Annotated in this window: 13 protein-coding genes; 8 read left to right on the top strand and 5 right to left on the bottom strand. The window is 72.1% G+C overall.

Annotation, left to right across the window (positions count from 1 at the left end):
- Positions 1 to 124 precede the first annotated feature (124 nt).
- On the top strand, positions 125 to 1,777 hold the full coding sequence (locus OG710_RS26375; RefSeq protein ID WP_330241547.1) for an N-6 DNA methylase: 1,653 nt from the start codon (positions 125 to 127) through the stop codon (positions 1,775 to 1,777).
- On the opposite strand, the gene OG710_RS26370 is transcribed toward OG710_RS26375, so the two are convergent.
- The 4 genes from OG710_RS26370 to OG710_RS26355 form a co-directional block, all read right to left on the bottom strand.
- Complete coding sequence (locus OG710_RS26370) at positions 1,774 to 5,790, bottom strand: Eco57I restriction-modification methylase domain-containing protein (RefSeq protein ID WP_330241546.1); 4,017 nt, start codon at positions 5,788 to 5,790, stop codon at positions 1,774 to 1,776. The two genes, OG710_RS26375 and OG710_RS26370, sit on opposite strands and share 4 nt — an antisense overlap.
- Positions 5,790 to 8,732 (bottom strand): DEAD/DEAH box helicase, encoded by a 2,943-nt coding sequence (locus OG710_RS26365; RefSeq protein ID WP_330241545.1) that lies wholly within the window; start codon positions 8,730 to 8,732, stop codon positions 5,790 to 5,792. The genes OG710_RS26370 and OG710_RS26365 overlap by 1 nt, the downstream gene beginning before the upstream one ends.
- A gap of 29 nt (positions 8,733 to 8,761) precedes the next feature.
- The gene (locus OG710_RS26360; RefSeq protein WP_443064299.1) at positions 8,762 to 14,077 is read right to left on the bottom strand and encodes a DEAD/DEAH box helicase; all 5,316 of its coding nucleotides are present in this window, start codon (positions 14,075 to 14,077) and stop codon (positions 8,762 to 8,764) included.
- Between the two features lie 181 nt (positions 14,078 to 14,258).
- Complete coding sequence (locus OG710_RS26355) at positions 14,259 to 14,840, bottom strand: HEAT repeat domain-containing protein (RefSeq protein ID WP_330241544.1); 582 nt, start codon at positions 14,838 to 14,840, stop codon at positions 14,259 to 14,261.
- Between the two features lie 402 nt (positions 14,841 to 15,242).
- On the opposite strand from OG710_RS26355, the gene OG710_RS26350 reads away from it, so the two are divergent.
- From OG710_RS26350 to OG710_RS26320, 7 genes are all read left to right on the top strand, one after another.
- Positions 15,243 to 17,024 (top strand): 3-hydroxyacyl-CoA dehydrogenase family protein, encoded by a 1,782-nt coding sequence (locus OG710_RS26350; RefSeq protein WP_330241543.1) that lies wholly within the window; start codon positions 15,243 to 15,245, stop codon positions 17,022 to 17,024.
- 88 nt (positions 17,025 to 17,112) lie between these two features.
- Positions 17,113 to 17,928 (top strand): TetR family transcriptional regulator, encoded by an 816-nt coding sequence (locus OG710_RS26345; RefSeq protein WP_111339702.1) that lies wholly within the window; start codon positions 17,113 to 17,115, stop codon positions 17,926 to 17,928.
- Positions 17,929 to 18,383: 455 nt separating this feature from the next.
- Positions 18,384 to 19,781, top strand: a complete 1,398-nt coding sequence (gene ccrA / locus OG710_RS26340; protein ID WP_330241542.1) for a crotonyl-CoA carboxylase/reductase — start codon at positions 18,384 to 18,386, stop codon at positions 19,779 to 19,781.
- 1 nt (position 19,782) lies between these two features.
- Positions 19,783 to 21,795, top strand: a complete 2,013-nt coding sequence (locus tag OG710_RS26335) for a protein meaA (protein ID WP_330241541.1) — start codon at positions 19,783 to 19,785, stop codon at positions 21,793 to 21,795.
- Positions 21,792 to 22,757 (top strand): HpcH/HpaI aldolase/citrate lyase family protein, encoded by a 966-nt coding sequence (locus OG710_RS26330; RefSeq protein ID WP_330241540.1) that lies wholly within the window; start codon positions 21,792 to 21,794, stop codon positions 22,755 to 22,757. Before OG710_RS26335 ends, OG710_RS26330 begins: the two co-directional genes overlap by 4 nt.
- A gap of 1 nt (position 22,758) precedes the next feature.
- A complete protein-coding gene (locus OG710_RS26325; protein WP_330241539.1) occupies positions 22,759 to 23,286 on the top strand; it encodes a MaoC family dehydratase in 528 nt (175 codons plus the stop codon).
- A 2-nt stretch (positions 23,287 to 23,288) separates the two neighbouring features.
- A complete protein-coding gene (locus OG710_RS26320) occupies positions 23,289 to 24,494 on the top strand; it encodes an acyl-CoA dehydrogenase family protein (protein WP_330241538.1) in 1,206 nt (401 codons plus the stop codon).
- Between the two features lie 35 nt (positions 24,495 to 24,529).
- Here OG710_RS26320 and OG710_RS26315 read toward each other — a convergent pair whose 3' ends face one another.
- Positions 24,530 to 24,676 (bottom strand): hypothetical protein, encoded by a 147-nt coding sequence (locus OG710_RS26315; protein ID WP_330241537.1) that lies wholly within the window; start codon positions 24,674 to 24,676, stop codon positions 24,530 to 24,532.
- Position 24,677: the final 1 nt, after the last annotated feature.

Below are 24,677 nucleotides of genomic sequence, written 5' to 3'. Positions count from 1 at the left end.
GTGCGCACGAACCGTTCGTGCGCACCCCCGCGCGCGCCCCGCGCCCGTCCGCAGCACACAGTTCGTTTACATCGCCAACGCGACATCCACATGCGTCGGAAAACCGCCCGTGTACGGTGACGGTATGAAGGCCGACGCCGGACGCCCCCACGCCGATCCCCTCGTCACCGCCGCCGAGATCGCCCGCCTGGCAGGCGTCACCCGCGCCGCCGTGTCCAACTGGCGCCGCCGCTACGCCGACTTCCCCGCCCCGGCCACCGACAGCACCAGCAGCCCCCTGTTCGACCTCGCGGAGGTACGCGCCTGGCTGGACGCCCAGCGCAAGGGGCAGGAGATGTCCCCCGAGGTGCGCCTGTGGCAGCAGCTGCGCACCGACCACGGCGACGACATGATCGGCGGACTCACCGCAGTGGCGCGCCTCCTCGCGCGCCGGGAGGAGATCGGGGACGCGGCGCTGCGCCCGCTGGTCGATGAGCTGGCGGCGGACCGCTCGCCCGCCGAGCTCCTGGCCGGTCTCACGGCGCGCTTCGCCGAGTCGTCGGGGCGGGCCGGCTCCGACGGCATCACATCCCCGCACCTGGTCCGGGCCGTGCGGCACTTCGCCGGGCCGGACGTCCCCGGACGCACGGTGTACGACCCGGCGTGCGGGATCGGCTCGCTGCTGTTCGCCTTCCGCCCCGGCGCGCGGGCCCTCGCCGGCCAGGAGCTCGATCCGGCGCGCGCCCGCTACGCGGAGCTGCGCGCCGAGGTGACGGGTCCGGCCGGGGTCACCGTGCGGGCCGGGGACTCGCTCCGCGCCGACGGGCTGCCGGAGCTGCGGGCGGACCTGGTGGTGTGCGAGCCGCCGGCCGGCGCGGCCGACTGGGGCCGGGAGGAGCTGCTGCTGGACCCGCGCTGGGAGTTCGGGGTGCCGTCGCGGGCGGAGAGCGAGCTGGCCTGGCTCCAGCACTGCTACCGCCACACCGCGCCGGGCGGCCGGGTGGTCGTCGTCATGCCCGCGTCGGTGGCCTACCGCAAGGCCGGGCGCCGCATCCGGGCCGAGATCGTGCGCCGGGGCCTGCTCACGGAGGTCGTCGCGCTGCCGCCCGGCATGGCCGCGACCCACGCCCTGTCCGTGCACCTCTGGCTCCTGCGGCGCCCCACAGGACCGGAGGACACCGCGGACCACGTACGGATGACCGACCTGAGCGCGAACGCGCCGGACGGCCCCTTCGAGGCGGCGGACGACCAGACGGTGCCGGTCGCCCGGATCGACCTGCTCGACGACACCGTGGACCTCAGCCCGGCCGCGTACATCTCCGCCCGGCACACGGACTTCACCGCCCAGTACGCCGCCACCCGCGCCGAGATCAAGGAACGGCTGGAACGGCTCCTGGACACCCTGCTGCCGCCGCTCCTCGAAGGCACCGCGGAGTCCTTCCAGGAGCGGGCGACGGTCGGCCTCGCGGAGCTGGCGCGCGCCGGGCTGGTCGAGACGACGGAGGGCGCGACGGTGTCCACCAGCGACCAGCTGGACACCGACTACATCAACGGCTTCCTGCACGGCGCCGCGAACAACCGCCGCTCCACCAGCGCGAGCGGCACGTTCCGCCTGGACACGCGCGGTGCCCGCATTCCGCAGATGGCGGTCGAGGAACAGCGCCGCTACGGCTCCGCGTTCCGCGCCCTGACCGAGTTCGAACAGGCCGTGGCCCAGCTCGCCCGCCTCAGCGAACGCACCACCACCCTGGCCCGCACCGGCCTCACCACCGGCACCCTCCGCCCCCCGGCGCCCTAGCCGAGGGTTGGATGGCGGGGGCCGTGGCCGGGGGGTGGGGTGAGGGGGGAGGTGTAGGGGGTGGCTGGGGTGAGGGGGGTCATGGCGTCGTAGGCGGTGAGGATCAGGTCTCTGGTGCGGTAGTCGCCGTACCGGGCCTCGTCCTTGCGCCGGACGATGGGGAAGGTGTCCATGATGTAGGCGAGGTCGTCGCGGCCGATGCCGTAGAGGTGGAAGAAGAACGCGTCGAGTTCGGCGCGGATCTGCCGGCGGCGGTCCTGGTCCCAGCGGAAGGGGGCGCCGGTGTCGCCCAGGTCGTGGGCGAAGGGGCTCATGTCGTGGGCGGTGTAGGTGAGTTCCAGGACGCGCGGGATCAGGAAGTCGGTGTGGCGGCGCGCCGTCGCGGGGGGCAGCACGGGGAGCTGGCGGATGTAGAAGAAGTTGAGGTTGAGCCCGGCGACCTTCTGGCGGGTGACGTAGTCGTAGACGAAGGAGTTGAAGTGGGCGGCCAGGACGGCGCTGTCCTGTGACGATCCGGTGCGCAGCAGGAAGACGGAGTCGCCGATGGCGGCGGGCGGCAGGATCGCGGAGATCATGGTGCGCTGGTTGGTGGGGCTGCTGATACGGAGGAAGGCGAGCCGGCCGGGCGGGGCGTCGGACGGGGTCTCGGCCCGGTCCACCCAGCTCCCCGGCACGGCGAGCCGGGAGGCGGAGGCCCGGTCCTCGTCGCTGAGGTAGGCGGGCTGGTTCTGGCGCTTCACGGCGGTCGCGCTCTTGACCACGTCCGCCGCGCGGTGGTTGTAGGCGTCGACCATCTTGGCCTCGTACAGCGGCAGCATGAGCCGGCCCGCGCCGACGAAGGCGTTGCCCGCGGGCTGGAAGCCCTCGGCCGTCAACTCCTCGCGGGTCCGGAACAGATGCGAGTCGTTGGACATGTGGAACATCGTTCCGAAGGTGACGCCCCACGGGTTGCCGTCCGGGTTGCCCTCGTCGATGAGGACGGGGACCCGTTCGTAGATGCCGAGGGTGATCTCGGCGTCCCGGCGGGAGCGGAAGACGGGGCAGGTGCCGGTGTTGGGGTTGAGGAGCGTGATCTCCTCCGGTGTCAGGGCGAACACCTTGCCGTCGTCGGCGAGTGCGGCCGGGTCGCGGAGGAAGAAGGCGAACCGGGCGGCGCGTTCGCTCAGCCCCCGGCCGGTGAGCGACAGCAGGCTGAACTTGAACGAGCGGTGCACGTCGGGGAAGACCGGTGCCGCGTTCTCGAAGTCGTAGAGGGCGGCCAGCGAGCCCGTGACGACCAGGTCGCGGAAGAAGAACTGGGTGGTGGCGTCGGTGGCGATGCCGGTGGGCACGATCATGCCCATGCGGCCGCGCGGTCCGGTGAGCATCCGGCCGGTCTCGGCGAAGACGGCGTACGTGTTGATGTCGCCCCGGCCGGTCAGCGGGTAGCGGCCGGCGTCGCGCAGGAAGTGGCTGTCGCCCTCCGCCTTGCGCTTGGCGACCTCGAACTCGGCGTGGAGTCCGGCGCCGTCCGGGTCCTGCTTCAGCGCGGCGATCAGGCGCTTGCGGGCGGCGGCGGTCTTGGCCGCGGCGATCTCCATGTCGCGCTGGGCGAAGAACTCCTGCTCCTGGAGCTTGATCCGTTCCCACGGCGGGTTGCCCAGGACGCAGTCGAAGCCACCGGCCCATCCCGTGGCCGCGTCGTCGCCGCCGCCGGTGTCTCGGACGGTGAAGACCTCGGGGAACTCCAGGTGCCAGTGGAAGAACCGGTAGCGGTGCCGCAGCCGGGCGATCTCCGCGTGCGTGGTCCGGGGCACGGTGTCCGACGCCGGGTCCTGGAGGAGGCGGAAGACCTCCTCGGTGACCGGCGGCGGGGCGTCCGCCGCCTTGCGCCACATGAACGCGGCGCACCAGGCGTCGGCCACGCGCAGGGCGCGTACGTACGCGGCGGAGGCCGCGAAGTCCCGGTAGGCGGCCTCCTGCCCGTGCACATCGGCGAGGGTGCCGGGGGTGGTGTCGGTGATGCGGCGCAGTCCCAGGGCGAATGCCTCGTTGGTGTCGTCGCCCCCGTCCATCAGGTCGAACAGGCCGCGCTGGCCGCCGCGTTCGGCCCGGTTCTGCTTTTCGAGCGCCTTGGCGTACTTCTTGTCGTCGCCCTCGATCGGTTTGAACGCCTCGTCGGGAATCCCGCCGCGCAGCAGCGACGGGGTGGCGCCGATCAGCGCGTTGCCGTGCTTCACGTGCGCGTCCAGGAAGCCCAGCGGCTTGCCCGGCTCCAGGGCCTCCAGCCAGAGCGACACCTTGGCCAGCTCCACCGCCATCGGGTTGAGGTCCACGCCGTAGACGCAGCGGGCGACGACCTCGTGCAGCGCGTGCCGGACGGCTCCGAGCGTCGGCTCCGGGTTCCGTTCCCGTACGGCGGCGACCCGCTTGGCGATGCGGCGCGCCGCCGCGACGAGGAAGTGGCCGGAGCCGCACGCCGGGTCGCACACGGTCAGGGACAGCAGTTCGCGCACGATCGCGTCGGCGGGGTCGGGTTCGCCGGCCTCGGCGGCGGCCCGTTCGCCGCGCGCGACCGCGTCGTCGAGGACCGGGTCGAGACCGGTGTCGAGCAGGCACTCGATGAGCGAGGACGGGGTGTAGTACGAGCCGGTGGTCTTGCGGGTGTTGCCGGCCAGCTCGACCAGGGCGAAGGTGCGGTCCACGGCGCTGTGCCGGGGGACCAGTTCGAGCAGGGACTCGTAGATGGAGCCCAGTTCCTCGGCGTCCAGGTGCCGGTAGTCCACCGTGCGCCGGCGCCGCGCGCCCGCGTCCCGGACCTGCGAGAGGTGCCGTACGGCGGTGAGCAGGTACTCGTTGGACAGGGACAGGCCGTGCAGCGGGGCGTCGGCCTCCGTGTCGTCGAAGATCCCGCCGAGCCCGGGGAGCCCCAGCTCCGGGCGGCCGTCCACATCGCCGAGGGCGCGCAGCACGATGCACAGCGCCTCGTACAGGTCGCCGTGGGCGGTGCCCCGGCGCCTGCGGGCGTGGCCGCGCAGCCGGGCGGAGGAGAAGTACGCGGCGTAGCGGGACCGCTCCCACTCGCCGGCGTCCGGCCGCAGCAGCGCGTCCCGGTCCTCGGCCACGAAGACGAAGAGGAGGCGGTAGACCAGGCGCAGCAGGGCGTTGTGCAGGGCCTCGGCGTCGACGTTCTCGCGCAGTGCGGTGTTGGCGGGGTGGCGCAGGAAGCCGGTGCCCAGGGTGGTGACGGCCTCCTGGACGCCCTTGCGGAGCTGGTCCAGGGCGCGGGTTCCGGAGGCGATGGCCTCGGTGCGCCACTTCTCCAGCCAGCAGCCCGTGGCGGGCGCGTCGGGTGCCACGGCGAAGCGGCTGACGTGCAGCAGCCGGTACAGCAGGACGAACTCGCTGAAGAGTTCGCCGTCGAAGATCGCTTCGAGGTCGAACTCGACGTAGGAGGCGGTCGCCAGCGCGCTGGAGTCGCGCAGCAGCCGGACCTGGCGGCCGTTGGTGAGGACGCCCCACAGATGGCGGTCGGTGCGGTTGAGGCATTCCTGGAGCATCGACTGCGGCGGGACGGTGCCGGCGCCGCCCGGCCGCCGGTCGAGTCCCGCGTTCCAGGCCGCCTGGTGGATCAGGGCATGGCCCCAGCGGTGGGAGACCGGGAAGGTTCTGTCGCTGTCGGAGTCGGCGGCGATGCCGTCCGGGCCGACCGGGGTGAGCGGGCCGAAGCCGAGTTCGCGCCAGAGTGGGGCGAGCCATTCACCGGCTGCCAGGCCGGTCGGGTCGGCGGCGGGGGCGCCGGTGTCCGGGTCCTCGGGGAGGCGTTTGCGCAGTTCGCGCCAGAGCGGCCGCAGGTACTCCCAGCTGCGTTCGGCCTCGTCGCGGACGGAGCGGGAGGAGGGCAGCGCGTAGTCGGCCGGCCGGCTGCCGGGGGTGTCCTTGCCCTCGCTGATGCGGGCCAGCATGTCGGCCGGGAGGAGCGCGCCCACGGTCTGGACCGCCGAGAAGACCTGGTTGCGGGTGGTGGCGGACATCAGGCGGACCCTCCAGCGGCGGGGGCAGAGGCGGAAGCGGGGGTGGCGGCGGTGTCGGGGAGGTACACATAGGCGCCGAGGATGTCGGCGGGCCGCTGGGCCGTGACCGTCAGGCCGCGCACGATCTCGCCGGAGGCGCCGCGCACCCGGCGGTGTGAGGCGTCGAGTTCGGCGGCGAGTTCGTCGCCGTACGCCTCCAGGTGGGCGGTCGTGCCGGGGAGCTGCTCCAGGATGCGGGTCATGGTGCGTTCGCCGAAGTGCGGGTCGGTGTTCGCGGTGGCCGTGGCGTCGAGCAGGGCGGTGGCCTCGTCGGGGCTCAGCCACTGGGCGTTCTTCGGGGCGCCCCGGAAGGCGAGCAGCCGGGCGTCCTCCGCGACGAGTTGCTTCTCGCCGCCGCGGGAGGGCAGCGTGAGGTGGAAGCGGTAGCGCACCAGGAGCAGGGTCGTCCGGGTGGTGACGGCGTCGGTGGTGACGACGCCGCAGCGGCGGGCCGGGCGGCGGCCCGCGGCGGCCGGGTCCAGGGCGGCGTCGAGCACATGGGCGGCCAGGGCGCCGACGACCGGGTCGGTGCGCACGAGGGCCGCCTCGCCGCGCGCGACGGCGGGGTCGGTGCGGAAGGGGATCGGGCGGTCGTGCTCGACGGTCTCCGCGCCGACGACGGGGGCGAGGGCGTCCCGCAGCCCGGCGGGGGCGCCGCCCACCCGGGCGGTGAAGTCGCCGCCGGTGCCGGGGCGCAGGACGCCGCCCAGGGCGTTCAGGGCCTCGCGTACGAAGGCGCGGATCTCGCCCGAGCCGCCGAGGGACGCGCGGATCGCGGCGACCTCGCGGGCGACCTCCTCGGGGTGGATGGAGCGCTGGGCGAACCGGGAGCGGGACGCCTTCTCGCGGTCGGCGGCCGAGTTCCAGTCCTGCTCCAGCCGGGCGGCCCTGGTGTCCATGACCTCCTCGGCGGCGAAGAGTCCGTCCTGCTCGCCCCGGTGGCCGCGCATCAGCAGCCACTCGACGATGGCGTCGGTGACCCCGGCCGAGGTCTCGTCGGGGACGGAGACGGAGATGCCGAGGTCCTTCTTGATCTGGCGGTGCTTCTTGATGAGGACGTCGAGGACCTTGCCGTCGATGCCGTTGTCCTCGCCGTACAGGGTGATGACGCGGACCTGGTCGCGTCGCTGGCCGTAGCGGTCGACGCGGCCCTCGCGCTGGTCGTGCCGGGTGGGGTTCCAGGCGAGGTCGTAGTGGACGACGGCGTCGAAGTGGTGCTGGAGGTTGACGCCTTCGGAGAGGCAGTCGGTGGCGACGAGGACGCGTCGGGCGGCGGGGTCGTCGCCGGCCTCCGCCGCCAGTTCCTGGATGCGCTGGATGCGCTGCTGGGGCGAGAGGGTGCCGGTGACGGCGCGGACGACGGTCTTGCGGCCGAGGGCGGCGTCGAGGTGCTCGGCGACGTACTCGGCGGTGGGGATGTAGCGGCAGAAGACGATGGGGTGGTAGCCGTCGGCGAGCAGCGCCTTGAGGTGCTTGACCAGGGCCTTGAGCTTGAGGTCGGTGTCCGTCCCCTCCAGTCTTTCGGCGCGCGCCGCCAGTTCGCCCAGGCGTGCGCCGGCGTGGTCGGCGGTGCCGGCGCCGGGGGCGACGTCCCGGCCCTCCAGGGCGTCGCTGTCGGCGGCGTCGGAGGTGAGGGGGGCGCCGAGTGTGTCGGCCTCCTCGGCGGAGGCGGCGATGGCGGCGGCGGAGCGGGTGGTGAGGGTCTGGGCGGCGGCGCGCGGCGAGGAGACCAGGGAGCGCAGCAGGGCGATCGCGGACCACCAGGCGATGCGGGCCTCGCGCCTGCCCCGGCTGCCGGCCTCCTCCACGCGTGCGCCCGCGTAGGCGATCGCGTCGTCGAGGAGGGCGCGGTAGGACGGGGACAGCTTGTACGTCTCGTCCTTGAAGTAGCGGTCGGAGGGGAAGGCCGTGCGTTCGGCCAGGGTGTCGTCCGCGAGGCCGTCGTCGGTCGTGAGGTACTGGCGTACGTCGGCCCGTTTGCGCGCGACGAAGTGCTGGGCGAGGAGCTTGCGGCCGGTCTCGGAGTCCAGGTCGGCGGTGGCCAGTTCGGGCCGGACGAGCCCGAGCAGGTTGCGGAAGGCGGACTCCTTGCCGCTGTGCGGGGTGGCGGTGACCAGCAGCAGGTGGCGGTCCTGGTCGGCGGAGATCCGGCGGAGCAGTTCGTGGCGGAGCTGGTTCTGGCCGGCGGCGGGTGTGTCGTCGGCGGTGACGCAGGTGTGGGCCTCGTCCACGACGACGAGGTCGGGGCAGTGCCGGACGAAGTCGTCGCGGTGGCGGGTGGACTTGATGAAGTCGGTGGAGACGACGACGTGCGGGTACTTGTCGAAGAGGGACTGGCCCAGGTCCAGGCCGCGTTCCAGGCGGGAGACGGTGGAGGCGAGGACGAGTTCGGCGTCGATGCCGAACTTGGTGCGCAGTTCGCTCTGCCACTGTTCGGCGAGGGCGGGCGAGCAGAGGACGGCGAGGCCGGTCGCCTCGCCCCGGGCGAGGAGTTCGCTCACGATGAGGCCCGCCTCGACGGTCTTGCCGATGCCGACGTCGTCGGAGATGAGCATGCGGACGGTCGGCCGGCGCAGCGCCATGAGGAGCGGGACGAGCTGGTAGGCGCGGGGTTCGACCGCGATGCCGGCGAGCGAGCGGAAGGGTCCCGCGCCGGAGCGGAAGCCGATGCGCAGGGCGGTGCGCAGCAGGCCGGCGGCGCGCTGGTCGCCGAGGTCGGAGGGTTCGGGGGCGGCGAACGCGGCGCCCCTGACGTCCTCGAAGGCGGGGAAGACGGCGGCGATGTCGTCGTCGGAGCCGCCGAGCGGGCGCAGGACGAGCATGTCGGGGGCGCTCTCGGGGAGCACGACCCATTCGCGGCCGCGGGCCGTCACCAGGGAACCGGCGGAGTATGTGGGTGCCATGTGGGTGTTCGAGTCCTCGTGGTGTGCGGTCAGTCGGCCGCGGTTCCGAAGTAGCTGGGGTGGGCTGCGGCGATGGCGGCCCAGTCGGCGTCGTGCGGGAAGCGGATGACGTCCCAGCGGGCGTCGTAGAGGCGTTCCTCGGCGTCCTCGTCGCGCAGCTCCGTGGGCGGTGTGCCGGGCAGGTCGACGAATACGGCGACGTTGACGTCGGGCAGCCGGTAGACGTAGTCGGCGCGGGCGTTCGCCTCGGTGATCAGGGTGTCGGCGTCGTCGGGGAGGCGCAGTCCCTGGCCCCGGAGCCAGTCCAGGAGGTCGGGGGCGCTCTCGGCGGGGGCGCGGTCGGCGGGGGCGCTCTCGGCGGGGGGCCGCGTTTCCATCAGGCGTTCGAACCGTTCCGTCCGGGATTCGCCCCGGTCCCGGCGCCCGGCCGTGGCGGAGGCGAGGCGCAGGAGCGGGCCGCGGGCGGCGTGGCGGTCCAGGGCGGCGTGGTCGAGCTGGTTGCCGTAGGTGAGCAGGCACTCGTAGCAGCCGCGGGCGCAGGCGCGGGTCTCGTGCGGGCCGCCGAGGTCGTTGCCGTCCCGGTCGAAGTGGCAGATCTCCAGCGCCCTGCGGGCGGCCCCGGCCAGGGCGTCGGGTTCGGCCTGGAGGCGGCGCAGGACGCCCGCGCCGCCCTCCGCCGCCTCGGTGAAGAGGATGCGGCCGCGGGGGCCGTCGTCGGGCGGCAGGAGTTCGCCGCCCAGTTCGGAGTCCTCCAGCTCGAACGCCGCCTCGATGCCGCGTTCCAGGGCGTACATGAGGGAGAGCGCGACGGGTTCGGGCAGGGGTTCGTCCAGGGTGACGACGACGATGTTGCGGCGGTCCTCGACGTAGGGGATGACGCGCTTCTTGCGGCGCTTCTCGTTGCCGTCGCCGTCGACGACCGGCATCTCGGCCGAGTCTCCGGAGGCGTCGGCGGCGTCGCGGTCGTTCATCCAGCGGCCGTCCGCGAGGTCCAGCCAGTAGCCGTCGGGGTCGTCCTCGCGGGCGCGTACCCGCCCGGTGTTGGTGACGCGGACGGTCGCCGAGTCGCCGTAGGCCAGCTCGGCGAACCGCTCGCCCGAGGCGTCGCGCACGGTCGCGTCGAGGCGGCCCCGGCGGGTGCCGTGGTCCTGGAAGCGGTAGGAGGTCTCCAGGCGGAAGCCGGCCCGGCGGCGCTCCTCCTCGTCGGACGAGATGCGCTCGCGGCGGGTGGTGTACACGGTGTGCAGCTGGAGCAGGCCGTACGTGGCGGCGCCCAGCGGTTCGCCGCACATCTCGCAGCGGTCGGCGCGCAGGGCCGGGTCGTGGTGGTAGCCGCAGCCGGCGCAGCGGCGGGCCTCGGTGGTGGCGAGGTCGCCGGAGGCGTCCGGGGGGATCTGGACGCGGGTGACCTGGTAGCGGGCGCCCTCGTGGTAGATGAGCGCGCCGGGTCCGAATTCGCGGATGGCGAGGAAGCGGGGGCGCTGGAGGTAGTCGCCGTCGCCCCGGCCGCCGGGTTTCGGGATGTAGGCGGCCAGCGGGAGGCGAGGGAAGGAGTAGCCGGGCAGGAAGCCCTCGGACGCCAGGTAGCGGTAGGGGTTGAAGTCGGAGAGGACGGACTTGCTGTCCGCGCTCTCGTTCATCAGGAGGTTGAGCTGGGTCTCGGCCTCGCGGCGGCGGGTGTTGGCGCGGATGCGCTCGCCCTCGGTGAGGCTGTAGTCGAGGCGGCGCTTGTTCTGGATGTACTGGTCGTCGAGCGCGGCCCGGAACAGCAGGCGCCAGCGGTCGAAGGCGCGGTCGAAGCGCTCGGGCGCGGTGCGGACGCGGTCCTCGATCCAGTCGTCGTACCACCAGGTGGTTTCGGCGAACTGCGGGAGCAGCGGCGCGAGGACGCGCAGGGCGGCTTCGACCGTACGGTGCCGGGCTCCGGCGTCGAGCGAGTCGGCGAGGACGCGCGGCCGCAGGTGCAGGGCGGGGGCGGGGCGGTCGCCGGTGCGCGCGTACGAGACGTCGAGGACTTCGGGGAGGGCGCGGCCCAGTTTCAGCCCGGTCTCCGCGAGCCAGATGCTCTGGAGGTGGGAGAGGACCAGGTCCTCGTTGGCGAGGTCCAGCCGGGGCGGGGCGACGGCGCCGGCGACCATGCGCGCGGAGCGGTGGAAGTAGTACTGGTCGTGGCTGTTGCCGGTGGCGCAGTATGTGGTGACGAGGGCGGGGCTGCCGCTGCGGCCCGCCCGTCCGGAGCGCTGCGCGTAGTTGGCGGGGGTGGGCGGCACGTTCCGCAGGAGCACGGCGTTGAGCGAGGAGATGTCGACGCCGAGTTCCATCGTGGGCGAGCAGTAGAGCAGTTTCAGCTCGGCCCTGCGGAACGCCTCCTCGCGCTTCTCGCGCTCCTCGGGGGAGACCTGGGCCGTGTGTTCGCGGGCGTACAGTCCGGCGAGGTCGCCCGCCGCGTCGCGGTAGAGGTCGCGGAAGAAGGTGTTCACGCGGGGCCCGTCGCCGTTGCGGTACGTACGGGTCAGCGGGTCCCGGGCGCCGCGCTCCCCCGTGCCCGCGCGCCAGATGAGGGACTGGGCGGCGACCCGGTAGCCGGTCGCGGCGGGGCCGGCCGGACGGCCGAAGCGGGGGCCGCCGCGCTGCGGGGTCGCGGTGACCTCGTTCACCAGGCCGGCGCGTTCGAGCACTGTGAGCAGGTTCGCGACGACGAGCTGGAGGTCGTCCTTGGGCAGGTCGCGGAAGGCCCGGTCGGTGCGCCGGAGGTACTTGCCGAACCGGCCGGCGGCCGAGAGGAACAGCGCGCTGCGGTCCAGGCCGGGGCGGGAGGGGCCGGGGTGGGCGGTGCCGACCACGGCCTTGTCCGCGGCGGAGAGCACCCACGGGTGGACGAGCCGTTCCTCGCTCGCCCGGCGCAGGGTGTCGAAGTCGTCGCGGAAGTAGGAGACGTCGATGGCCAGGGCGCGGCGCATCTCGTCGAGGAGGGCCTTCATGATCTCGGTGCGCAGGGCCGCGTCCGCGTCGCGCAGGGCGGCGTGGGTGTGCGTCCAGCGGTCCTGCTTGCCGGCGATCCAGTCGAGGTCCTCGTAGCCGATCTCCAGGAGTCCGGTCTGTTCGAGGTTGGGCATGGTGATGCGCCAGCCGCGTTCCAGGTCGAGGTAGAGCCGGAAGGCGATCACGTCGCGCAGGGTGCGGGCGGCGTTGCGGGCGAGTCCCGGCGGGAGTTCGCTCTCGCCGGTGTAGTCGGCCGGGGCGAGGCCGAGCGCGCCGGCCACGGCGGAGGCCAGTTCCTCGTGCCGCAGTCCGTCCTCGCCGGCCTCCAGGGTGGCCCGGTGGAGGGCGCCGCGCAGCTGGGTGATCTGGACGAAGTCGTTGAAGTGGCCGGCCTGGAGGGAGGCGTCCTGGCGGTTGTCGACGAAGGCGAGGAGCTTGCGAGCCTCCTTGTCGAGCGCGTTCTCCGGCACCGCTTCGAGGGAGCGGACGACGGAGGCCGAGATGAGCGAGGCCGCCGACGAGCGGCCCTCCTGGTCGAGGGTGGCGAGCTTGGCGAAGTCCCTGCCGCGGGTCTGCTCGTAGGCGACCTGGCAGTGCGGGCAGAAGAGGAACGGGGACGGGATGAACGCCGCCTCCAGGTCGCCCCGGCCCTCGAAGCCGTGGGCGTCGACCCGGACGGCGCGCGGCATCCGGTCGCGGTAGTTCCTGCGGACGGTCTCCTGGCCCCGGTCGTCGGTCTCCAGCCAGGACTCGGGCAGCCGACGGTCCGCGACGGCCTGTTGGGGGTCGGCCGGCCAGGGGCGGTCGGGGTCGATGTAGAGGTAGCCGTCGCCCCGGCGTCCGCCGCTCGCGGCGGTGTCGCGGCGCGCCGCGTACCGTACGTCGCCGTTCTCCTCGTCGCGCCAGACGGTCAGGTACTCCTGGCCGCACTCGCGGCAGAAGGCGAGGGGCATCAGCGGTTTGCCGCCGCTGCCGGGCTGCTCGACCTGGTAGGAGCGGGTGAGGTGGCGGGTCTCCTTGTCCTCCAGGGTGACGTGGACGGTGTCGCCCTTGGCGAGGAACTGGTGCAGCCGGAACGCGAACAGGGGGCGTTCGGTGACGGGGTGGCGGGCTCGGGAGCCGCTTTCCAGGGTGGCCCGGATGGCGTCGGCGCACCTGTCCGGGTCCACGCCGGACGCGGCGGCGAGTTCCTCCGCGGCGTCCTCGATCTTCGCGGGGCGCTGCCGGACGAGGCGGCCGGTCCCCTCGTCGGTGGCGAGGCCGAAGCGGGTCTCGATCCAGCGGGCGAGCGGGTCGCGGACGAGGTCGGTGTAGGTGTGCGGGGCGGTGGGGGTGGTGAGGCGTTCGGCCGGGACGGTGGCGGGTGCCGGTCCGGTGGCGCGCACCAGGGTTTCGTCGATGACGTGTTCGGGGCGGACCGGGGTGCCGAAGAGGGTGGCGGCGACCTCCGCGACGACCTTCTTCCGGTCCTCGGGGCCGCCTTCGGTCGACATGGTCGCCGAGGTGCCGACGCACTGGAGTTCGGTGGCCCGGCAGGCTTCGCGCACCCGGCGGACGAGCAGGGCCACGTCGGCGCCCTGGCGGCCCCGGTAGGTGTGCAGCTCGTCCAGGACGAGGAAGTCGAGCCCGCGGGCCATGGCGATGAGGTGGGCCCGGTCCGCGGGCCGGGTCAGCATCAGCTCCAGCATCACGTAGTTGGTGAGGAGGATGTCCGGCGGGTTGTCGCGGATCTCCTTGCGGCGGGCGTCGTCCTCCTGGCCGGTGTAGCGGGCGAAGGTGACGGGTTCCCGGCCGGTGCCGTAGCCGTCGCGCAGGTACTTCTCCAGCTCCTTGAGCTGGCTGTTGGCGAGGGCGTTCATGGGGTAGACGATGATCGCCCGGACCCGCTTGCCGGCCTGCGGCCCGGCGGCTTCGCGGGCGCGCAGGACCCGGTCGACGATCGGGACGATGTAGGCGAGGGACTTGCCGGAGCCGGTGCCGGTGGTCAGGACGTACGAGGCGCCGGAGCGGGCGACCTCGACGGCTTCGCGCTGGTGGCGGTGGAGGGTGAGCGGGCGGCCGTCGCAGTCCGTGCCGCCGGGGGTCTTGTTCGCCTGGAAGATCCGGGCGCACTCGGCGTGCAGCACGCCCTGTCCGGCCAGTTCGAGGACGGTGCCGCCGCTCTCGAAGAAGGGGTTCAGGGAGAGCCAGGGGTCGGGCCACTGCGACTTGGCCGCCAGGTCGCGTTCCACGAAGGCGCTGACGCGCTCGTCGCGGATGACCGTGCCGCCCCTGGTGAAGGAGTGGTAGTCCTCGATCAGCGCGCGGTGCACGGCGAAGACGTCCATGCCGGCGGTGGCGCCCTCACCCGTGTCCTGCTCCACCGGTTCTCCTCCGCACGCTCCCACGCGGTTCCGCCGGAACCGCGCCTCCCCATGGTGGCCGCCGTGCTGCCCGGAGACGAGAGGGGGGTCGGCGCCTCGGGGAAGCGTACACGAGGGGCGCCGCGACCTCGCGGAGTTCACGCCGTTTACATCGTAAACACACCGGGGCCGGGCGGGCCGCTCATTCCTCCCGCAGCCGCCCCAGCGCCTCGCGCGCCGCCGCGCCGAGCCGGGGGTGCGGCAGGGCCGCCTCCAGGGCCGGGCGGCCGGCCGGGTCGCCGAGGCCGCCCAGGCCCTCCACGCAGGCGAGCGCCACGCGCCAGTGCGGTTCGTCCGGGCCGAGCAGCCGGGTCAGCGTCGCGGCCAGGGCGGGGGTGGATTCGGGGGCGCGCAGGGCCGCGAGGAGGCGGACCGGGTGGAGGGCGTAGGCGGTGCGCAGGGGGTTGGTGGCGAGGGCCGCCGCCGCGCGCGGGGTGCGGGGGTCGCCGAGGCGGGCGAGGGCGTGGGCGGCGCCGGCGCAGCGTTCGGGGTCGCGGTGGTTGAGGAGGAGGACCAGGGTCTCGAAGGCACGGCGGTCCCCGGCGCAGCCCAGCCGGAAGGCGGCGAGTTCACGGGCCCAGAGCGGGCGTTCGCGCTCGACGAGGACCAGCGCCAGCGCCTCGGGGTCGTCGGCGGCGAGCAGGGCGCGGTGGTCCGCCGACTCCCCCGCCGCCGCGGCCTCCCCGGCGGATCGGTGGGCCAGTGACCGCAGCTCCTCGTCCATGACGTTCAGCGTACAGGCGGGCACTCTGCGTACCGGTAGGGCTGTTTTTGTGAGGGGGGCCACAACTGGCGAGGGCTGGCGCGCTCGTTACCCGCCGGTTAAGCTCAGGTGAGCGGGACATTCTCCCGCCGGCTCCGGTGGCCTGGTGACGCAGCCACCCGGAGTCTTGTCGGTTCGGCAGCTTCGCGAGACGCGACCCCAGGGACAGGGTCCGTCGCCACTTTCCGGTCCCGTGCGTGGATCACGCCCGGCTCCTTCCGGTTCCGTGCGTGGATCACGCCCGGTGCCGAGCACCACGACAGGCAACTCCCGTACGCCGTGCGCCGGCCGGGCCCATCGGCCCTTCCCTCGCCCGCGCGCCGTGCGCTCCCCTCAGTCGTCACTCATCCCTGGAGTCCCCTGATGGACACCCCTCTCTCCACCATTGCCGTCGTCGGCCTCGGCACGATGGGCACCGGCATCGCCGAGGTCCTGGCCCGCTCGGGCCGCGAGGTCGTCGGCATCGACGTCGACGACGCGGCCGCCCGCCGGGCCGTCGCCTCGCTGGAGGCGTCCACCGCCCGCGCCGTGGAGCGCGGCCGGCTCACCGAGCGGGAGCGGCGCGACACCCTCGCCCGGTTCCGCACCTTCTCCGAACTCCGGGCCGCCGCCGACGCGGAGCTGGTCATCGAGGTCGTGCCGGAGTCGTACGAGATCAAGCAGCAGGTCTTCCGCGAGCTGGACGCGATCGTCTCGCCCACCGCGATCCTGGCGACCGGCACCAACGCGCTGTCGGTGACCCGGCTGGCGGCCGAGTCGCAGCGCCCGGAACGGGTGCTGGGGCTGCACTTCTTCAACCCGGCGCCCGCGATGAAGCTGGTCGAGGTGGTCTCCTCGGTGCTGACCGCGCCGCCCGCCGTGGAGGCGGTCACGGAGCTGGCCCGCGCCCTGGGCAAGGAGCCGGTCGCGGTCGGCGACCGGCCCGGATTCGTCGCCGACGGCCTGCTGTTCGGCTACCTCAACCAGGCCGCCGCGATGTACGAGGCGAACTACGCCACCCGCGAGGACATCGACGCGGCGATGAGGCTGGGCTGCGGTCTGCCGATGGGGCCGCTGGCCCTGCTGGACCTGATCGGCATCGACACGGCCCGTACGGTCCTGGAGGCGATGTACGCCGCCTCGCACGACCGGCTGCACGCCCCCGCGCCCATCCTGGGCCAGCTCGGCGCGGCCGGGCTGACCGGACGCAAGGCGGGTCGCGGCTTCTACACCTACGCGGAGCCGGGCAGTCAGACCGTGGTGCCGGACGCGCTGACGCCCGCCCCGCGCGGCGGGGAGGCCGCCGGGCGCCCGGTCCGTTCGGTGGGCGTCGCCGGCTCCGGGACGATGGCCTCCGGCATCGCGGAGGTCTTCGCCAAGGCGGGGTACGACGTGGTGCTCGCCGCGCGCGGCGAGGAGAAGGCGGACCTGGCCAAGGCCCGGATCGCCAAGTCGCTGGACCGGTCGGTGGGCAAGGGCCGGCTGACGCCGGAGGCGCGGGACGAGACGCTGGCCCGGATCACCCCGGCCGGCTCGCTGGACGCGTTCGCCGGGGTGGACCTGGCCGTGGAGGCGGTCGCCGAGGACCTGGCGGTCAAGCGGCAGCTGTTCGCCACGCTCGACAAGGTGTGCCGGCCGGGCGCGGTGCTGGCGACGACGACCTCCTCGCTGCCGGTGGTGGCGATCGCGCGGGCGACCGGCCGACCCGAGGACGTCGTCGGGATGCACTTCTTCAACCCTGCGCCCGCGATGAAGCTGGTCGAGGTCGTGCGTACGGTGCTCACCTCCGACGATGTGCACGCCACGGTCCACGAGGTGTGCCTGAAGGTGCGCAAGCACCCGGTGGACTGCGGGGACCGGGCGGGCTTCATCGTGAACGCGCTGCTGTTCCCGTATCTCAACAACGCCATCAAGATGGTCGAGGAGCACTACGCCTCGCTGGACGACATCGACGCCGCGATGAAGCTGGGCGGCGGCTACCCGATGGGCCCGTTCGAGCTGCTCGACGTGGTCGGCCTGGATGTCTCGCTCGCCATCGAGAAGGTGCTGCACGGCGAGTTCCGCGACCCCGGCCTGGCGCCGGCCCCGCTGCTGGAGCACCTGGTGGCCGCCGGCTGCCTCGGCCGCAAGACGGGGCGCGGCTTCCGCGAATATGCCCGGCGCTGACGCGGGGGCCGGCTGGGGCGGGCTGCTCGGTCCGGGCGGCCCGCCCCCGCAGGCGCGCTCCCCCGCGCCGATGCAGTACGTTCACACCATGTCCCAGCCCGCCAGGTCCTCCCGTGTGTCCGCCGCGCCCGACGTCCCGGAAAGTGCCGCAGGCACCCGAGCCGCGGCCCAGCGACTCAAAATGCGCCGCGAGCTGGCCGCCGCGGCGATGGAACTCTTCGCCACGAAGGGCTACGAGGCCACCACGGTCGACGAGATCGCGGGGGCGGCGGGCGTGGCCCGGCGGACCTTCTTCCGGCACTTCCGGTCGAAGGAGGAGGCGATCTTCCCGGACCACGACGACACCCTGGTACGGGCCGAGGCGGTCCTGAACGCCGCCCCGGCGCACGAGCACCCGCTCGACACGGTGTGCCGGGGCATCAAGGAAGTCATGCGGATGTACGCGGCCAAGCCCGCGGTCTCCGTCGCCCGCTACAAGCTGACCCGCGAGGTGCCCACCCTGCGCCAGGCGGAGATCGCCTCGGTGGCCCGCTACGAGCGGCTGTTCACGCGCTATCTCCTGGGCCACTTCGACGAGCGCGACCATCAGCCCGGCAACGACGACCCGCTGCTGGCCGAGGTCGCCGCGTCCGCCGTCGTCACCGCGCACAACCATGTGCTGCGCCGCTGGCTGCGGGCGGACGGGCAGGGCGATGTGGAGGCACAGCTCGACCAGGCCTTCGCCATCGTGCGCGACACCTTCGGCACCGGCATCGGCGCGGGCCGCACGGCCAAGGAGGACCGGGCCGCCCAGCCGGCCGCCTCGGCACAGACCCGGGGCGAGGTGCTGGTCGCCGTGGCGCGCACGGACGCGCCGCTGGACGAAGTGATGCGCACCATCCAGCAGGCACTCAAGGACCGCTGAGCCGGGGCTCCCCACCCCGGACAGCCGGGTCGCCCGGATGAACGATCATGTGTCATCCGGGCAAATCGGCCTGCCATTTCCGGGCGAACTCGCCCATTCCATCCCCCGCGTTGCTCATGCGTAGCAGTCGACTGACAATTGAGGGAAATTACTGGCACCGAGTGCCTTGCCAGCTGTCACGCAGTGCCATACGTTGAGGGCATCCGGGCGGCCGGCGTGCTGGGATCTCACGTACGCCGGCTGTCCCCGCAAGCCACGTGCCTGCGCGCCCGGCGCCTGCGTCACCAGGCAACCCTTCCTGCTCCACCGAGCAGACAGCCGAGCTCCACCCCGCCGAACCGACGGCACACCTCCCGACCCGTTCCCCCTGTCCCCAGGGCCCCTCAGCGTTCCCTCAACGCTTCCCCGAACTCTCGGCCCGGCCGAGCAGGGGACCCCATCCGCCGGAGGCACCCGTGAAGGAAATCCTGGACGCGATCCAGTCGCAGACCGAAGCGCAGAGCGGCTCCGCCGCGGCCACCACCGCCGACTTCGCCGCGCTGCCGATCCCGGAGTCGTACCGCGCGGTCACCGTGCACAAGGACGAGGCCGACATGTTCGCCGGCGTCGAGAGCCGGGACAAGGACCCGCGCAAGTCCCTCCACGTCGAGGAGGTGCCGGTGCCGGAACTCGGCCCCGGCGAGGCGCTGGTCGCGGTGATGGCCAGCTCGGTGAACTACAACTCCGTCTGGACCTCCATCTTCGAGCCGGTCTCCACGTTCGGCTTCCTGGAGCGCTACGGCCGGGTCAGCGAGCTGACCAAGCGCCACGACCTGCCGTACCACGTCATCGGCTCCGACCTGGCGGGCGTCGTGCTGCGCACCGGCCCCGGCGTCAACGCCTGGAAGCCCGGTGACGAGGTCGTCGCGCACTGCCTCTCCGTCGAACTGGAGTCCTCGGACGGCCACAACGACACGATGCTCGACCCGGAGCAGCGCATCTGGGGCTTCGAGACCAACTTCGGCGGTCTCGCCGAGATCGCGCTCGTCAAGTCCAACCAGCTGATGCCGAAGCCGGACCACCTCAGCTGGGAGGAGGCCGCGGCTCCCGGCCTGGTCAACTCCACCGCGTACCGCCAGCTCGTCTCGCGCAACGGCGCCGGTATGAAGCAGGGCGACAACGTGCTGATCTGGGGCGCGAGCGGCGGCCTGGGCTCGTACGCCACGCAGTTCGCGCTGGCCGGCGGCGCCAACCCGATCTGTGTCGTCTCCAGCGAGCAGAAGGCGGAGATCTGCCGGCGGATGGGCGCCGAGGCGATCATCGACCGCAACGCCGAGGGCTACCGGTTCTGGCAGGACGAGCACAACCAGGACCCGCGCGAGTGGAAGCGGTTCGGCAAGCGCATCCGCGAGCTGACCGGCGGCGAGGACGTCGACATCGTCTTCGAGCACCCCGGCCGCGAGACGTTCGGCGCGAGCGTCTACGTGACCCGCAAGGGCGGCACCATCGTCACCTGCGCCTCGACCTCGGGCTACCAGCACGAGTACGACAACCGCTACCTGTGGATGTCGCTCAAGCGCATCATCGGCTCCCACTTCGCCAACTACCGCGAGGCGTGGGAGGCCAACCGTCTGGTCGCCAAGGGCAAGATCCACCCGACGCTCTCCAAGGTCTACTCGCTGGAGGAGACCGGCCAGGCCGCGTACGACGTGCACCGCAACCGCCACCAGGGCAAGGTCGGCGTCCTGGCGCTGGCCCCGCGCGAGGGCCTGGGCGTGCGCGACCACGAGATGCGCGAGAAGCACCTGGACGCCATCAACCTGTTCCGTGACGCGCCGGCGGAGCGGACCACCGAGCACAGCCGGAACGTGTGACATGAGTGGCCGCCAGAAGGACCGCCCGTGGCTCATGCGGACGTACGCGGGCCACTCCACCGCCGAGGCGTCCAACGAGCTGTACCGGCGCAACCTCGCCAAGGGCCAGACCGGCCTCTCGGTCGCCTTCGACCTGCCCACCCAGACCGGCTACGACCCCGACCACGTGCTCGCGCGCGGCGAGGTCGGCCGGGTCGGGGTGCCCGTCTCGCACCTCGGCGACATGCGCCGGCTGTTCCAGGACATCCCCCTGGAGCAGATGAACACCTCCATGACGATCAACGCCACCGCCATGTGGCTGCTGGCGCTCTACCAGGTCGTCGCGGAGGAGCAGGGCGCCGACCCCGGCACGCTCCAGGGCACCACGCAGAACGACATCGTCAAGGAGTACCTCTCGCGCGGGACGCACGTCTTCCCGCCGGGGCCCTCGCTGCGGCTGACCACCGACATGATCACGTACACGGTCGGCCGCATCCCCAAGTGGAACCCGATCAACATCTGCAGCTACCACCTCCAGGAGGCCGGGGCCACCCCGGTCCAGGAGATCGCGTACGCGATGTCCACGGCCATCGCCGTGCTCGACGCCGTACGCGACTCCGGGCAGGTGCCCGAGGAGAAGTTCGGGGCCGTCGTCGCGCGGATCTCGTTCTTCGTGAACGCGGGCGTCCGCTTCATCGAGGAGATGTGCAAGATGCGCGCCTTCGGCCGCATCTGGGAGCGCGTCACCCGCGAGCGCTACGGCATCACCGACGCCAAGCAGCGCCGGTTCCGCTACGGCGTCCAGGTCAACTCACTGGGCCTGACCGAGGCACAGCCGGAGAACAACGTCCAGCGCATCGTCCTGGAGATGCTGGCCGTGACCCTCTCCAAGGACGCCCGCGCGCGTGCCGTGCAGCTGCCCGCCTGGAACGAGGCGCTGGGGCTCCCCCGGCCCTGGGACCAGCAGTGGTCGCTGCGCATCCAGCAGGTCCTGGCGCACGAGAGCGACCTGCTGGAGTACGAGGACATCTTCGCCGGTTCGCACGTCGTCGAGGCCAAGGTGGACGAGCTGGTCGCCGAATCGCTGGCCGAGATGGACCGGATCGAGGCGATGGGCGGCGCGATGGCAGCCGTCGAGTCCGGCTACCTCAAGTCCGAACTGGTCGCCTCGCACGCCGCGCGGCGGGCCCGGATCGAGGCCGGCGAGGAGAAGATCGTCGGGGTCAACGTCTACGGGACGACCGAGCCCAACCCGCTCACCGCCGACCTCGACGGGGCGATCATGACCGTCGACCCGGCCAACGAGGCCAGGGTGGTGGCGGCGCTCGACGAGTGGCGCGACAACCGCGACGCGGCGCGCGCCGACGAGGCGCTGGCCGCGCTGAAGACGGCCGCCGCCGGCACCGAGAACCTGATGGCGGCGACCGTCGAGTGCGCCCGCGCCGGGGTGACCACCGGCGAGTGGTCCTGGGCGTTGCGCGATGTCTTCGGCGAGTTCCGGGCGCCGACCGGGGTGTCGTCCGCCCCGGTCGCGGTAACAGCCGAGGAGGGCTCGCCGCTCGCCCTCGTACGCGAGAAGGCGGCCCGGACCGCCGCGGACCTGGGCGTCGGGCGGCTGCGGCTGCTCGTGGGCAAGCCCGGCCTGGACGGGCACTCCAACGGCGCCGAGCAGATCGCGGTGCGCGCGCGGGACGCCGGCTTCGAGGTCGTCTACCAGGGCATCCGCCTGACGCCCGAACAGATCGTCGCGGCCGCCGTCGCCGAGGACGTGCACTGCGTCGGCCTGTCCATCCTGTCCGGCTCGCACGCCGAACTGGTGCCGGACGTGCTGGTCCGGCTGCGCCGCACCGGGGCCGGGGACATCCCGGTCATCGCCGGCGGCATCATCCCCCCGGCCGACGCCGACGCCCTGATCAGGACGGGTGTCGCGGCCGTGTTCACCCCGAAGGACTTCGGTATCACGGAGATCATCGGCCGTATCGTCGACGAGATCCGGAAAGCGAACAAGCTCGACCCTCTGGAGGTCCCCGCATGACCACCCCCGTCAACCGTTTGCGCCCGCGCCGCTCCTGTCTCGCGGTGCCGGGAAGCAACCCCCGTTTCCTGGAGAAGGCCCAGGGCCTCCCGGCCGACCAGGTGTTCCTGGATCTGGAGGACGCCTGCGCGCCGCTCGCCAAGGAGGGCGCCCGCCACCACATCGTGGACGCGCTGAACAACGGCGACTGGACGGGCAAGACCCGCGTGGTTCGGGTCAACGACTGGACGACGCACTGGACGTACCGCGACGTCGTCACGGTCGTCGAGGGCGCGGGGCAGAACCTCGACTGCATCATGCTGCCGAAGGTCCAGGACGCCCAGCAGGTCGTCGCGCTGGACCTGCTGCTGACCCAGATCGAGAAGACGATGGGCTTCGAGGTCGGCCGGATCGGCATCGAGGCGCAGATCGAGAACGCCAAGGGCCTCGTCAACATCGACGAGATCGGCGCGGCCTCGCCCCGGCTGGAGACGCTGATCTTCGGCCCGGCCGACTTCATGGCGTCGATCAACATGAAGACCCTGGTCGTCGGCCAGCAGCCGCCCGGCTACCCGGCGGACGCGTACCACTACATCCTGATGCGCATCCTGATGGCGGCCCGTACGCACGACCTCCAGGCGATCGACGGCCCGTTCCTCCAGATCCGCGACGTGGACGCGTACCGCGAGGTGGCGGCCCGCGCGGCGGCGCTCGGCTTCGACGGCAAGTGGGTGCTGCACCCCGGCCAGGTGGAGGCGGCCAACGAGGTGTTCTCGCCCTCGCAGGAGGACTACGACCACGCCGAACTGATCCTGGACGCCTACGACTGGTGCACCTCCGAGGAGGGCGGCAAGAAGGGTTCGGCGATGCTCGGCGACGAGATGATCGACGAGGCGAGCCGCAAGATGGCGCTGGTCGTCGCGGGCAAGGGCCGGGCCGCCGGCATGCTGCGCACGTCCAAGTTCGAAGCCCCGGAGGCCTGAGATGCAGTTCGGACGCACTTACGAGGAATTCGAGGTCGGTGCAGTCTACAAGCACTGGCCCGGAAAGACGGTCACCGAATACGACGACCACCTCTTCTGTCTGCTGACCATGAATCATCACCCGCTGCACATGGACAGCAACTATGCGGAGAACACGACCGATTTCGGCAAGAACGTCGTCGTCGGCAACTACATCTACTCGCTGTTGCTCGGCATGTCCGTGCCGGACGTCTCCGGAAAGGCCATCGCCAACCTGGAGATCGAGTCGCTGAAGCATGTGGCGCCGACCTTCCACGGCGACACGATCTACGGCGAGACGACCGTGCTGGACAAGACGCCGTCGCGGTCCAGGAACGACCGCGGAATCGTCCACGTGGAGACCAAGGGCTACAAGCAGGACGGCACGCTCGTCTGCGTGTTCCGCCGCAAGGTCATGGTTCCCACGGAGACGTACATCAAGGAGCGGGGCGGGGAACAGCCCGGCCGCCCGGAGCTCAGCCAGCCCTCGCAGAAGAACGTGGAGAAGTAGCCATGACGCGACTCGCCCAGACGGCCGGGCTCACCGAGGTCCAGCAGGAGATCCTCGCCACGGTCAGGGATTTCGTCGACAAGGAGATCATTCCGGTCGCGACCCGGCTGGAACACCGCGACGAGTACCCCACCGACATCGTCGAGGGGCTGAAGGAACTCGGCGTGTTCGGCCTGATGATCCCCGAGGAGTACGGCGGTCTGGGCGAGTCGCTGCTCACGTACGCGCTGTGCGTGGAGGAGATCGCCCGCGGCTGGATGAGTGTGTCGGGGATCATCAACACGCACTTCATCGTGGCATACATGCTCAAGCAGCACGGCACCCAGGAGCAGAAGGACACCTTCCTGCCCCGGATGGCGCTGGGTGAGGTGCGGGGCGCGTTCTCGATGTCGGAGCCGGCGCTCGGCTCCGACGTGTCGGCGATCAGCTCCAAGGCCGTCCGGGACGGCGAGGAGTACGTCCTGAACGGCCAGAAGATGTGGCTGACGAACGGCGGTACGTCCTCGCTGGTGGCCGTGCTGTGCCGGAGTGACGAAGGACACCCCGAGGGCACGGCGCCGCACAGGTCGATGACGACGTTCCTGGTGGAGAAGGAACCGGGCTTCGGCGAGGTGCGTCCGGGACTGACGATCCCCGGCAAGATCGAGAAGATGGGCTACAAGGGGGTCGATACCACCGAGCTCATCATGGACGGACTGCGAATTCCGGCCAACCGGGTACTCGGCGGCACCACCGGTCGCGGGTTTTACCAAATGATGGACGGTGTCGAGGTGGGCCGGGTGAATGTGGCGGCCCGTGGCTGCGGCGTCGCGCAGCGTGCCTTCGAACTGGGCATTTCCTACGCGCAGCAGCGCCAGACCTTCGGAAAGCCCATCGCGCAGCACCAGGCGATCCAGTTCAAGCTGGCCGAAATGGCCACCAAGGTCGAGGCCGCTCATGCCATGATGGTGAACGCGGCACGCAAAAAGGACTCCGGGGAGCGAAACGACCTGGAGGCAGGGATGGCGAAGTACCTCGCCTCCGAGTACTGCAAGGAAGTCGTCGAGGACGCCTTCCGTATCCACGGCGGCTACGGCTTCTCCAAGGAGTACGAGATCGAGCGCCTCTACCGCGAGGCCCCGATGCTGCTGATCGGTGAAGGTACCGCCGAGATCCAGAAAATGATCATCGGGCGCCGGCTCCTCGAGGAGTACCGTTTCCAGGGTTGATTACCCCTTTCGCGGCGATTTGACCGCGAAGAAGATCACACCTTGTCCTCCTCAACCGGTGCCTTCCAGACGTCCGACTCGGCTGCTGGCTTGCCCAGTTGCGGCCGGCAACCGATAACATCGCCGGAAGAAGAGCCGCCGTCCCCCGTTGCCAGCGCGGCCTCATCCGCTACGAAGGTCATC

It is taken from the genome of Streptomyces sp. NBC_00525, from assembly GCF_036346595.1.
Lineage (GTDB): Bacteria > Actinomycetota > Actinomycetes > Streptomycetales > Streptomycetaceae > Streptomyces.
The sequence above is the reverse complement of the archived record's forward strand: the minus strand, read 5'-3'. Positions and strand labels throughout refer to the sequence as shown.

Coding starts and splice junctions, on each gene's coding strand:
- OG710_RS26375 (WP_330241547.1), top strand. CDS start 125: ATGAAGGCCGACGCCGGACGCCCCCACGCCGATCCCCTCGTCACCGCC.
- OG710_RS26370 (WP_330241546.1), bottom strand. CDS start 5,790: ATGTCCGCCACCACCCGCAACCAGGTCTTCTCGGCGGTCCAGACCGTG.
- OG710_RS26365 (WP_330241545.1), bottom strand. CDS start 8,732: ATGGCACCCACATACTCCGCCGGTTCCCTGGTGACGGCCCGCGGCCGC.
- OG710_RS26355 (WP_330241544.1), bottom strand. CDS start 14,840: ATGGACGAGGAGCTGCGGTCACTGGCCCACCGATCCGCCGGGGAGGCC.
- OG710_RS26350 (WP_330241543.1), top strand. CDS start 15,243: ATGGACACCCCTCTCTCCACCATTGCCGTCGTCGGCCTCGGCACGATG.
- OG710_RS26345 (WP_111339702.1), top strand. CDS start 17,113: ATGTCCCAGCCCGCCAGGTCCTCCCGTGTGTCCGCCGCGCCCGACGTC.
- OG710_RS26335 (WP_330241541.1), top strand. CDS start 19,783: ATGAGTGGCCGCCAGAAGGACCGCCCGTGGCTCATGCGGACGTACGCG.
- OG710_RS26330 (WP_330241540.1), top strand. CDS start 21,792: ATGACCACCCCCGTCAACCGTTTGCGCCCGCGCCGCTCCTGTCTCGCG.
- OG710_RS26325 (WP_330241539.1), top strand. CDS start 22,759: ATGCAGTTCGGACGCACTTACGAGGAATTCGAGGTCGGTGCAGTCTAC.
- OG710_RS26320 (WP_330241538.1), top strand. CDS start 23,289: ATGACGCGACTCGCCCAGACGGCCGGGCTCACCGAGGTCCAGCAGGAG.
- OG710_RS26315 (WP_330241537.1), bottom strand. CDS start 24,676: ATGACCTTCGTAGCGGATGAGGCCGCGCTGGCAACGGGGGACGGCGGC.